7 protein-coding genes are annotated in these 11,573 nt (G+C 68.8%); 6 read left to right on the top strand and 1 reads right to left on the bottom strand.

Annotation, left to right across the window (positions count from 1 at the left end; translation table 11 throughout):
* Positions 1-483: 483 nt before the first annotated feature.
* Positions 484-1,524 (bottom strand): CobW family GTP-binding protein, encoded by a 1,041-nt coding sequence (locus tag L942_RS10150; protein ID WP_037358000.1) that lies wholly within the window; start codon positions 1,522-1,524, stop codon positions 484-486.
* A gap of 122 nt (positions 1,525-1,646) precedes the next feature.
* Between L942_RS10150 and L942_RS10145 the strand changes: the two genes are divergently transcribed.
* The 6 genes from L942_RS10145 to dnaE all read left to right on the top strand — a co-directional run bounded on the left by L942_RS10145 (position 1,647) and on the right by dnaE (position 11,553).
* A complete protein-coding gene (locus L942_RS10145) occupies positions 1,647-2,618 on the top strand; it encodes a nucleoside-diphosphate kinase (protein ID WP_037357956.1) in 972 nt (323 codons plus the stop codon).
* A 688-nt stretch (positions 2,619-3,306) separates the two neighbouring features.
* Entirely contained in the window at positions 3,307-4,494 is a 1,188-nt protein-coding gene (locus L942_RS10140) for a CynX/NimT family MFS transporter (protein WP_037357953.1), read from the top strand.
* Between the two features lie 54 nt (positions 4,495-4,548).
* Positions 4,549-5,055, top strand: a complete 507-nt coding sequence (locus tag L942_RS10135) for a flavodoxin domain-containing protein (protein ID WP_037357950.1) — start codon at positions 4,549-4,551, stop codon at positions 5,053-5,055.
* Between the two features lie 203 nt (positions 5,056-5,258).
* Entirely contained in the window at positions 5,259-6,464 is a 1,206-nt protein-coding gene (locus L942_RS10130; protein WP_326929325.1) for an MFS transporter, read from the top strand.
* A 1,002-nt stretch (positions 6,465-7,466) separates the two neighbouring features.
* A complete protein-coding gene (locus L942_RS43685; RefSeq protein WP_235079020.1) occupies positions 7,467-7,901 on the top strand; it encodes a PadR family transcriptional regulator in 435 nt (144 codons plus the stop codon).
* Between the two features lie 127 nt (positions 7,902-8,028).
* Complete coding sequence (dnaE, locus tag L942_RS10120) at positions 8,029-11,553, top strand: DNA polymerase III subunit alpha (RefSeq protein WP_037357942.1); 3,525 nt, start codon at positions 8,029-8,031, stop codon at positions 11,551-11,553.
* Positions 11,554-11,573: the final 20 nt, after the last annotated feature.

The raw sequence follows: 11,573 nt of genomic DNA, 5'->3' as shown, positions 1-11,573 counted from the left end.
CTGCGGTCTGAGGGTGGTTGTCAAGGCACGCTTTCCCGCCTTGACAACCACCCTCAGACCGTCAGCACAATCAAGCTTCGGGGTGCCCCACGCCAACTCACCGAACTGCAATGTCGCCGCCAGGCGACGAGCAGCCCCCTCACCCCAACGGCAAATCAAACGCCAGCTGCTCCTCAGCCCCGACCCCCACCGGAACCCCAGCCAAACTGGCCGCACACCCAGGACAAGGCGTGACATGCCCGGTCCCGGGCTCCGTCAAATCGATCGGCGTCCAGGTCCGAGACTCCCTCTCCCCGCAGGCAGACCGCCGATACCGCAGGTCGTCCGCCCGGGTCATCACATGCGCGACCGGATCGTCCTCCGGCAGCGCACCCACGAGGTACCACCGAGCCGCAATCGTCTTCGCCATGGAACTAGTCCTCCAAAGAGGCTGGTCCGAGCTACGAAGCCATACTGCGACCGCACGCCCGCCAATCCGCGCGTTTACGTTTCCTCGGCGTGGCGCGCCTCGTCCTCATCCGGCTCCTCGAGATACCGGAGAAACCGCAAAAGCCCCCGCTCGTCAGGCTCTCCGCCGTCAGCCACACAAGCAGCGAGCTCCCGCTCAATAGCCGCGGAATCAATCCCGGCGCCAATCAGCACCAGCTCGGTCCGCCGCGGCCCAGCCGGCCAAGCCGAACGCTCGACCTGCACAAACGCCCCCACAGTGTGCAGGCCGAACCGGGACCGGGACTCCGGCGACCCGAGATCCACCTGCCCTTTGACCCGGTACAACCCGGCCGGCCGGCTCTCCAGAAACGCGAGAAACCGCCGGGGCGAAAGCGGCCGGTCCGCGGTGAACGTCACGCTCTCGTACTGCGCGTGCAAATGCTCGGAATGATCATGCTCGCGCAGATCGTCAAAGGACAACTGCCCGTACGTTTCCCGGGGCCGGGGATCGAAAAACAATCCCGGATCGACCCGTCCGCGCTCGGTCGCCAGCACCGGCACCCCCGGCGCGTGCTCCTCGACGATCGCCCGCACCTTGGCCAGGGCGTCCGGCTCGGCGCGGTCGGCCTTGTTGAGCACCACCAGGTCGGCGACCCGCAGATGCTCGGTCAGCTCCGGATGCCGGGCCCGCGTGGCCTCGAACTCGACGGCGTCGACCACCTCGACCAGCCCGCCGTACCGGATGTCCGGGTTCTCGCTGGCGATCATCAGCCGCAGCAGGTCGCGGGGTTCGGCGATCCCGCTGGCCTCCACCACGATCACGTCGATGCCGGCCTCCGGCCGCGACAGTTTGCCGAGCATCGCGTCGAGCCCGCTCGCGTCGACCGCGCAGCACAGGCAGCCGTTGCCCAGCGACACCATCGTGTCGACCTGCCCGGCCACCGCGAGCGCGTCGATGTTCACCTGGCCGAAGTCGTTCACCACGACCCCGACCCGGACGCCTTGGCGGTTGGCGAGCAGATGGTTGAGCATCGTGGTCTTCCCGGCGCCGAGAAAACCCGCGACGAGCACTACCGGAACCCGCTGCCTGGACACGCGCACACCCCTCCTGTCGTCCGGGCGCCGACGATACCCGCACGGGACGCGGCGGCCGCCCAGGACCAGGGCGGCGCGTCCGGGGCGCACAAGCGGGTGTGCCGGGGTGGCAGGATGAGCCGATGATCTGGACGCCGGGCAGGGAGGACCGGGTCGACGGCATGCCGACGACCGAGGAATGGCGGCAGTTGTCGGTCGTGCCGGAGAAACGGGAGGTCTTCGGCTGCGACCTGTATTTCCGCGAGGGCTGGGCGGACATGCTCGCGGTGTTCGGCAGCGCCGCGGCCGAAGTGCTCGGCGGGCTGGCGATGCTGGTGGTCAAACCGGACGCGGTGGCCGGCCGCAGGCTCGGCGCGATCCTGGAGTACTTGGCGGACAACGGTTTCCTGCCGGTCGCCACGACGCGGTTCGGCTACACCCGGCATTCGATGCGCGAGGTGTGGCGCTACGACTGGCACATCTACCCCGTCGACCGGCTGCAGCTGTGCACCTTCTGGTATCTCACCAACGACGTGCTGCTGTTCCTGGCGCGCGACGTCCGACCAGTAGCGGGGCTGCCCGCGACGGTCCGGCTCGGCGACCTGAAGGGCGTCGGCGATCCGGCCGGGCGCCGGCCGCACCATTTGCGCACGAAGCTGAACCCGCCCAACCGGATCCTGAACTTCGTGCACGTCGGCGACGAACCGGCGGACATCGTGCGCGAGCTGACGATTTTCCTGGACCGCTCGGAGCGGCTCCGGTTTCTCGAGGACCTGCGGGCGCATCTTGGCGAGGATCGCACGGCACTGGCGCGGGCCGAGATCGCCGCTCTCGAAGCGGAGTGCCCCGCGCACGACCTGGACCTCCGCGCGACGTTGTCCCGGCTGGTCCCGCTTGCGGGCGAGGCCGCGGTCGACCGGCTGCGGGCTGTGCTCGACGGCGGCGACCGGATCGGCTGGGACGACCTGGCCGAGCTGGTGCCCTTCGGCGAAGCCGACCGCTGGGACGTGATCGTGACGGCGTCATTCGTGGTGCGCGACGAGCGTCCGGTCCCGCACGCGTTGCTGCCGCCCGTTTCGGTGGAGGCGTGGATCGAGCAGGCGGCGGGGCGGTAGAATCCCGGGCGCGGGTTGGAGATCGGCTTCTCTCGCCGGGATGGTCGCATTCGATCAGGCTCGCCGCGGCCGGGGTGCCGGACGTGTCCGGAGTCGAGCTGGAACACGCGCGTGCCGACGGTCCACTATGGACCAAGGGAATTCGCCTTTACCGGCAGGCGATTTCTGCGGTCCGGACTAGTTGCCGCAGGCGATACCGCACCCCCGTGCTCGTCGCACCGCGAACTGAGCGGCCTGCGAATCCGTTTACCGGTAAGGCTGTTGCCGACCTGGATCCGGACGGGGCAAGATCGGGACTGGCGATTCCGCCTGCTCGGCATCGGTGGTTTCGGTGCGGGGCAGGCGGTCGGGCAGGAATATTCCGGTGGCGGGCCGGGGGAGGACCCGATGATCGACGACCCGGTTGTGACGGCTTCCGGTGCATGGGGGAGGTCATGACCGTGCCACGCGGGCGTGGCGGTGGTACGGGGTTGCTTGCTGCTGTCGGCAGCCTGGGCGCTCAGCCTCGGCGAGTGCGGCCTGGCCTCGCGGGCGAGCCAGCTTCGCGGAACCTCCGGCACCCGACCGGCCGCCGGACGATCGCCCGTCCTGCCCTCCCGCCGCTGCGGGCCTCCCCGATCCGCCGCAGCGACCCGGCCGGGCAACGACTTTCCGGTCTGCCGGTGCTTCCCGGCGCGGAGGCCGTCGCATGAGCACTCGACCCGCGGCCGAACGTTCGGCACCGCTGCGTCCGGCGCTCGTTCTCGTCGGCATTCTGCTCATCGCCACGAACCTGCGGGCCGCGATCACCACCCTCGGCCCGCTGCTGAGCCTGGTCCAAACCGATCAGGGGCTTTCGTCGGTCGCCGCCTCCGTGCTGGTCAGCGTGCCGCTCATCGCGTTCGCCTGCTGCTCGCCGATCGCGCCCAAGGTCGCCGCGAAGCTTGGGCTCGAGCGGGCGCTCGGCGCGGCGGTGCTGCTGCTCGCGGTCGGGATCCTGCTGCGCTCCACGCCGCCGCAGGTGTTGCTGTGGACCGGGACCGTCCTGCTCGGGGTGGCTATCGCGATTCTGAACGTCCTGCTCCCGGCACTCGTCAAACGCGATTTTCCTGCCCGCATCGGGCCGATCACCGGCACGTACACCGCGGTCCAGTCCGGGGTCGCCGCGATCGCCGCCGGGGTCGCGGTCCCGTTGGCCGGGCAGCAAGCGGGCGGGTGGCGGGTGTCGCTGGGCGTCTGGGCCGGCCTCGCGCTGGTCGCGCTCGGGGTTTTCCTGCCGCAGCTGCGTCGTTCCGCTGCCGCGCCGGTCCTCTCGCCGACGACCGCTGCCGCGCGGCCCTGGAGGAATGCGCTCGCGTGGCAGGTCACGGTCTTCATGGGCCTGCAGTCGCTCGCCTTCTATGTGCTGGTGACGTGGCTGTCGTCGATCGAGCACGCCGCGGGGATCAGTTCGGTGACCGCCGGGTTCCACCAGCTGCTGTTCAACCTCTCCGGACTGGTGGGGAGCCTCGCCTGCTCGGCGCTCCTCCATCGGCTGCCGGACCAGCGTGCGGTCGAGATTGCCGGGTCGGTGCTGTTGACCAGCGCGTTGACCGGGCTTCTGGTCGCACCGCAGGTCGCGGTGGCGTGGGCCGTGCTCGCGGGGCTGGCCGGCGGGATCACGTTGGCGCTGGCCTTGTCGTTGTTCGGGTTGCGCACCAAGAACTATTCCGACGCGGGGGCGCTGTCCGGGATGGCGCAGTCCGCGGGGTACACGCTCGCGGCGCTCGGGCCGATCGCGATCGGGGCGGTTCACGACGCTGCGTCGTCGTGGACGCCCGCGCTCGGAGTGCTGATCGGACTCGCGGTGGTGCAGACGGTGTTCGGGGCGTTGGCTTCCCGGTCGAAGACGATTTGACGCCTCGCGGCGTTCGGGCAGGCGCGGTTCGGCGATGGGGTGGACAATAAGGACATGATCAACGTCCTCGTCGCGTACGCGGGCAAGCATGGCGGCACCCGTGAGATCGCCGAAGTCGTCGGCGAGGAGTTGCGCGCCGCCGAGTTCGCGGTCGACGTGCGTGCCGCGGGGGAGGTCGACAGCGTCACGGAGTACGCCGCGGTGGTGGTCGGCAGCGCGCTCTACTACGCGCGGTGGCGGCCCGAGGCGGTGCGGCTGCTGGAGCGCAATACCGAAGCGCTGCGGGAGCGTCCGGTCTGGTTGTTCCACAGTGGACCTTGTGGCCCGGGCGCGAATCTGACCCGGGTGAGTCTTCCCGCGCGGGTCACCTTGCTGGCCGCCGCGATCGACGCCGGACGCACGGAGACGTTCGGCGGGCGGCTCGACCCGGCGCTCGCGAACGGGGTGCTGGAAAAGCTGATGGCGCGCGGCAGCCGGGCCGGGGATTTCCGCGACTGGGACCGGATCCGGGCGTGGGCGAGGGACATCGGCCGCCGGGTCCAGTCGCGCGTCGCGATCTGAGCGGACCCCTGTCGCGAACGTCCGGTTCCTCCGTGTTTGCTGGATATGTCGGCGATGCCCTGTGTCCACATGCGACTCTTGCCTCTCCGCCGCACCGGGTGTAGACCAGGCCAGTGACCGAAAACGCTGCCGGGGGCAAGGAAAAACGCAAGCTCAGCGCCGATCAGCGGAACTCGTTCCTCGCCGCGTGGCTCGGCTGGAGCATGGACGCGTTCGACTATTTCCTGGTCGTGTTCGTGATCGCGGACATCGCCAAGGACAAATCGTTCGGGGCCACCGCCACCCAGCTCGCCTTCATCACCACCGCGACGCTCGTCATGCGCCCGGTCGGCGCGCTGCTGTTCGGGCTGTGGGCGGACCGGTCCGGACGGCGGATCCCGCTGATGGTCGACGTCCTGCTGTACTCGGTGGCGGGCGTGCTGTGCGCGGTCGCGCCGAACTTCACCGTGCTGCTGATCCTGCGGTTCGTCTACGGCGTCGGCATGGGCGGCGAATGGGGGCTGGGCGCGGCGCTCGCGATGGAGAAGATCCCGGTGGAGCGGCGCGGGTTCTTCTCCGGGCTGTTGCAGGCCGGCTACTCCGCCGGATACCTGCTCGCGGCGCTGGCGTACCTGCTGTTCCACACCGCGCTCGGCCTGGAGTGGCGGTGGATCTTCGTGCTGAGCATCTTCCCCGCGCTGATCAGCCTGCTGATCCGGGCGCGGGTCAAGGAGTCCGAGGTCTGGGAGGCGGCGCAGGAGAAGATGCGCGTCACCCGCACGTCGGTCAAGGACGTCCTGTTCAACCCGAAGGTGCTGCGCCGGTTCGGGTACCTCGTGCTGCTGATGACCGCGTTCAACTGGATGTCCCACGGCACGCAGGACGTGTACCCGACCTTCCTGAAGGCGACCGACCACGGCGGCGCCGGCCTGAGCGCGGCGACCAGCACGTGGATCGCGGTGCTGTACAACGTGGGCGCGATCATCGGCGGCCTGCTCTTCGGCTCGCTGTCGGAACGCTTCGGCCGCCGGATGACGATCGTCGGCGCCGCGGTCCTCGGCCTGCCGATCATCCCGATCTTCGCCGTCGACCACGGGGCCGGGATGCTCGCGCTCGGCTCGTTCCTGATGCAGGTCATGGTGCAGGGCGCCTGGGGCGTCATCCCCGCGCACCTCACGGAAATGTCCCCGGACGCGATCCGCGGGTTCTTCCCCGGCGTCACTTACCAGCTCGGCAACCTGCTGGCCGCGCTCAACCTGCCGATCCAGCAGAGCATCGCCCAGTCGCAGGGATACACGGCCGCGCTGCTGTGGACGGTGATCCCGGTGCTCATCGCGGTCGCCGTGCTGACCTCGCTGGGCAAGGAAGCGAAATCCATCCGCTTCGGCGGCGAAGGAGCTACCACCGCGCCTGCCGGGACGTCCGGCTGATCTTCACCGCCCGCCTGTTCGGGTGTCCTTGCCGTCGAACCATCGCCGATATATCGTGGTCATATCGGCGATGGTTCGACGATGAAGGAGGAGCACATGACGAGGACAGCAGGCGGAGGACATCTGTTCCGGGGCTTCGGCGGCCCGGAACGTTTCGAGGGACCCGGGGTGCCGTTCGGTTTCGGCCGTCCCGGGCCGGCTCGCCCTGGTGACGAGGGCCGAGGAGGACCAGACGCGCACGGCAGGCCGGGCGAGGGGAGAGGGCGACATCCGGGCGGACCGGGGGAAGGGCACGGGTGGCCCCGGGGCGGACCGGCCGGCGAGCGGGGCTGGCCTGGGCCGTTCGGCGGGCTGGGGGCCGGGTTCGGCGAGTCCGAGGGCGGACGTGGCCGAGCCGCCGGCGCAGGCGGACTCGGCGAGGCGGACGAGCCGGGTGACGAGCGTGGGCTTCCCGACGGCTTCGGCGACCGGGATGCCTGGTTCGGGCGGCTGGGCGGGCGCGGCTGGGCGAGGGTGCTCGGCGAGCGGGGCTCGGGGTTCGGCCAGCACGCGGTGTTCGGCGGACCCGGTGCCAGGTTCGGGCAGACCGGGCTGTTCGGAGGGCCGGGGGTTGCCTTCGGCTGGCCAGGTCATCCGGGCGAGTGGGGGGAACCTCACGCGCACCCTGGTCATCGGGGCGAACGGGGGGAGCGTCCCGCGCCCCTCGGTGATCGGGGCGAGTGGGGGGAACCTCACGCGCATCCTGGTCATTCGGGTGACCAGGCAGAGCGTCGCGCGCATCCCGGCCACCCCGGTGCCGGGGAAGCGTGGGAGGGCACCGTCTTCGAAGCTCGCGGCGGCTTTCCTCCGGGGCCTCCGGGTCCGCCGCATCGTCCCGGGTTTCCCGGCTTCCCCGGCTTCCCCGGGTTTCCCGGCGGGCCCGGCGGTCCAGGCGGATTCTTCGGCGGCCCCCCGCACGGCGGGCGAGGCGGCCGTGGCCCGGCCCGTCCGGTGCGGCCTGCCGTGCTCGCCCTGCTGGCCGAGGAGCCTCGCTACGGCTATCAGCTGATGCAGGAAATCCGCCGCCGCACGAACGACGAGTGGCGGCCCAGCCCGGGGTCCATTTACCCGATCCTGCAGCAGCTCGAGGACGAAGGCCTCGTCCGCACCGCGGAGGAGGGCGGCCGGCGCGTCGCGCATCTCACCGAGGCGGGGCGGGAGCACGTCGCGGGGCGCGAAGAGGAGTTCGCCGCGCTTTGGGAGTCTCCGGCTCGCGACGAGGAGCCGGGCGCGGACCGGTTCGCCGCGCTGTACCAGCAGATCGGCGAGCTGGCCGGGGCCGCGGCGCAGGTCGCGCACACCGGCAGCGAGGCGCAGTGCGCGGAGGCGCGCAAGGTGCTCCGTGAAGCTCGCCGCCGGTTGTACGCGCTGCTCGCGGACGACGACTCCGAAGACTGAAAACCCCGGTTGGCGAGTCCATTGTGGACTCGCCAACCGGCGGCTGCCTCGGGACACAACCGGAGGTGGTCCGAGCGCGCGTGTCGGTTGTTGGACGGCGGCGCGGTGCGGCGGGTCCAATGCGGCCATGCCATCGTTTGTCCACCTGCACGTCCACACTGAGTATTCGATGCTGGACGGTGCGGCGAAGATCGGTCCCTTGTTCGAGGAGGCGGCCCGGCTGGGGATGCCCGCGGTGGGGATGACTGATCACGGGAACATGTACGGCGGGGACGAGTTTTACCAGACGTCGAAGAAGCACGGGATCAAGCCGATCATCGGGATCGAGGCGTACGTCGCGCCGGAGTCGCGGTTTCACAAGAAGCCGGTGTTCTGGGGGCAGGCGTCGCAGCGGGGGTCGGACGAGTTCGGCGAGGGCGGCGACGTGTCGGGCGGCGGTGCGTACACGCACATGACGATGGTGGCGGGGAACGCGACGGGGTTGCGGAATCTGTTCAAGCTGTCGTCGCTGGCGTCGATCCAGGGGTATTACCGCAAGCCGCGGATGGACCGGGAGCTGATCGCGGAGAACGCGGAGGGGATCATCGCGACGACGGGGTGTCCGTCGGGCGAGGTGCAGACGCGGTTGCGGCTGGGGCAGCGGGAGGCGGCGATCCAGGCTGCTTCGGATTACAAGGACATTTTCGGGGCGGGGAATTTCTATCTGGAGCTGATGGATCACGGGCTGCCGATCGAGCGGTCGGTGCGGGAGGGGCTGCTGGAGATCGGGAAGGTGCTGGATCTGCCGCCGTTGGCGACGAATGATTCGCATTATGTGACCAAGGACCAGGCGGACACGCATTCGGCGTTGCTGTGCGTGCAGGCGGGCAAGACGCTGAACGATCCGACGCGGTTCAAGTTCGACGGGGACGGTTATTTCCTGAAGTCCGCGCAGGAGATGCGGGAGTACTGGGACAAGGAGGTTCCGGGGGCGGCGGACAACACGCTGCTGATCGCGGAGCGGGTGGAGTCGTATGAGGACGTGTACGCGCACAAGGACCGGATGCCGGTCTTCGACGTCCCCGAGGGCCACACCGAAGCCACTTGGCTGCGCCATGAAGTGATGACCGGGCTTGAGCACCGGCTGCCGGACGGAGTGCCCGCCGAGTATCGGAACCGCGCCGAGTACGAGCTTGAAGTCATTGTGGAGAAAGGGTTTCCCGGGTACTTCCTCATCACGGCTGATCTGATGACGCACGCTCGCGAGGCCGGAATTCGCGTGGGCCCGGGGCGCGGGTCGGCGGCGGGGTCGCTGGTCGCGTACGCGCTTCGCATCACCAATCTCGATCCGATCCGGCACGGTCTGCTGTTCGAACGGTTTCTCAACCCGGAGCGAGTGTCCATGCCGGACATCGACATGGACTTCGACGACCGCCGCCGCGGCGAGATGATCCGGTACGCCACCGAGAAGTACGGTGCCGACCGGATCGCCCAGGTGATCACCTTCGGCACCATCAAGACAAAGGCGGCGATCAAGGACTCCGCGCGAGTCCACTTCGGGCAACCGGGATACGCGATCGCGGACCGGATATCCAAAGCTTTGCCGCCGCCGGTCGCCGCCAAAGACATTCCGCTGTCGGGAATCGTGGACGCCAAACACGAGCGTTACGCGGAAGCGGCCGAGGTCCGCACGCTCGTCGAGACCGACGAGGAGTGCAAGACGATCTTCGAGACCGCCCGCGGCCTCGAAGGCCTGATCCGCAACGCGGGCGTGCACGCCTGCGCGGTCATCATGTCCAGCGAACCGTTGGTGAACGCGATTCCGTTGTGGCGCAGGGAGGACGGCTCGATCATCACCGGCTGGGACTATCCCTCCTGCGAGGCCATCGGCTTGCTGAAGATGGACTTCCTCGGCCTGCGCAACCTGACCGTCATCGGCGACGCCATCGACAACATCAAGGCCAACCGCGGCGAAGACATCGACCTCGACCGGCTGGCCACCGACGATCCGGAAACCTTCGCCCTGCTCGCTCGCGGCGACAGTCTCGGCGTGTTCCAATTGGACGGTGGCGCGATGCGGGATCTGTTGCGCCGCATGCGTCCCACCGGTTTCGAGGACATCGTGGCCGTCAACGCGCTCTACCGGCCGGGTCCGATGGCGATGAACACGCACAACAACTACGCCGACCGCAAGAACAACCGGCAGGCCATCGAACCGATCCATCCCGAACTGGCGGGACCGCTGCGCGAGATCCTCTCCGAAACGCACGGTCTGGTCGTGTACCAGGAACAGATCATGCAGATCGCGCAAAAGGTCGCCGGATACTCGATGGGCCGCGCGGACGTGCTGCGCCGCGCGATGGGCAAGAAGAAAAAGGAAGTCCTGGAAAAGGAATTCGCCGGCTTCCGGGACGGGATGCTCGGCAACGGCTTCTCCGGCGAGGCCGTGCAAGCGTTGTGGGACACGATCCTGCCGTTCGCGGGCTACGCGTTCAACAAGTCGCACGCCGCCGGATACGCGTTGGTCGGCTATTGGACGGCGTATCTCAAGGCGAACTACACCGCGGAGTACATGGCCGCGCTGTTGACGTCGGTGGGCGACAACAAGGACAAGTCGGCGATCTACCTGTCGGAGTGCCGCCGGCTGGGGATCAAGGTGCTGCCGCCGGACGTGAACGAGTCGGCGCTGCGGTTCGCGGCCGTCGGGAACGACATCCGGTTCGGTATGGGCGCGGTGCGCAACGTGGGCGCGAACGTGGTGGAGTCGATCATCAAGACGCGCGAGGAGAAGGGCAAGTACTCCTCGTTCACCGATTTCCTGGACAAGTCGGAGCTGGTGGCCTGCAACAAGCGGGTGATCGAGTCGCTGATCAAGGCGGGCGCGTTCGATTCGATGGGCCACACCCGGCTGTCGATGATCCAGGTGCACGAGGACGCGGTGGAAGCCGTCGTCCCGCTCAAGCGCCAGGAAGCGATGGGCCAGTTCGACCTCTTCGGCGGCGAAAACGACGAACCGGCGTCCTCTCCGCTGGCACACGTGAAATTCGCCGCGGAAGAATGGCCGCGCAAGCAGTTGCTGGCATACGAACGGGACATGCTCGGCCTCTACGTGTCCGCCCATCCGCTGGACGGCGCCGAGGGCGTCCTTCGCCAACACGCACCGCGCCCGATCGCGGCGATCATCGACCACCCGCCGAAGGAAGGCGAACTCGTCGTCGCCGGGTTGATCACTTCGCTGGAGCGCCGGGTCAACAAAAAGGGCGAACCGTGGGCGATTTGCACGATCGAGGATTTGGACGCGTCGCTGGAGGTGTTGTTTTTCGCCAAGTCGTACGCGTTGTACGCGACGGATCTGGTCGAGGACAACGCGGTGCTGGTGAAGGGCCGGGTCAACTGGCGCGAGGACAAGATGTCGGTCTTCGGGGCGGATCTGGCTCCGCTGGACCTGACGGAACTGGGGGAAACGCCGCTGGTGCTGCACACCCGGGCGGAGAAGGTGACGCTGCCGTTCGTACTGGAGCTCAAGCAGACTTTGCTGGCGCACCAGGGAAACACGCCGGTGCACCTGCACGTCGGCGGACAGCGTTACGCGCTGGACGGGTACTCGGTCAAGGTGACCCCGGCGCTGCTCGGCGAGGTGAAAACCATCCGGGGGATCACGGTGGCCTCGTGAGTGCCGGCGGAGGACCGGCA

Origin of the sequence: Amycolatopsis orientalis DSM 43388, assembly GCF_000411975.1 — a bacterium.
Classification (GTDB): domain Bacteria; phylum Actinomycetota; class Actinomycetes; order Mycobacteriales; family Pseudonocardiaceae; genus Amycolatopsis; species Amycolatopsis orientalis_D.
Note: the sequence above shows the minus strand (reverse complement) of the source record. Positions and strands in the feature narration are given on the sequence as shown.